General features: G+C 55.3%; 1 protein-coding gene and 1 pseudogene. One reads left to right on the top strand and one right to left on the bottom strand.

Annotated features, from left to right (window positions below; genetic code table 11):
- The first annotated feature begins 23 nt into the window (after positions 1–23).
- On the top strand, positions 24–242 hold the full coding sequence (locus tag KVH01_RS30515) for a hypothetical protein (RefSeq protein WP_318836594.1): 219 nt from the start codon (positions 24–26) through the stop codon (positions 240–242).
- 47 nt (positions 243–289) lie between these two features.
- On the opposite strand, the pseudogene KVH01_RS29490 reads toward KVH01_RS30515, so the two are convergent.
- Positions 290–483, bottom strand: a pseudogene (locus tag KVH01_RS29490) (IS5/IS1182 family transposase); the annotation flags it as partial.

Below are 483 nucleotides of genomic sequence, written 5' to 3'. Positions count from 1 at the left end.
CCTCTTAGTCAAGGACGAGACCCGTGCTAGATAATTCTGAATCCAACATAGCCACAGCGGATGCACTCACACTGCTCCTGCACAACCAGCACTCCATATTTGCGGCAATTGAGGAGGTGACCAAGTGGCTCTCCGAGAATGGAATGGGGAGTGTCGCCGCTAACGCAATTGCGGCCATGGAAACGTTGGCCACGAATGCTCAAAGCATCACCCGCGCCATCATGCGACTACGGCAGTTATAGGCATCATCTAGGTTTTGTACGAAAAGTATTGCCGCATACAACGTAGGCTGCGGGCTGTCGAATAGTCGAGGCAGGCCTGGCCGAGGCTTGCGATGCATCCTGCGCAAGGGAATGATCGGCTGCACGCCATAGCGATCACAGTATTGACGCAGCATCTGGCTGTCATAACCCTTGTCGGCCAGTACATACCGGCAGCGCTTACGCGGACGACCCCTGTTACCTGGCAGGCTGATCTGCTCCA

It is taken from the genome of Pseudomonas khavaziana (genome assembly GCF_019145205.1).
GTDB lineage: Bacteria > Pseudomonadota > Gammaproteobacteria > Pseudomonadales > Pseudomonadaceae > Aquipseudomonas > Aquipseudomonas khavaziana.
Note: the sequence above shows the minus strand (reverse complement) of the source record. Positions and strands in the feature narration are given on the sequence as shown.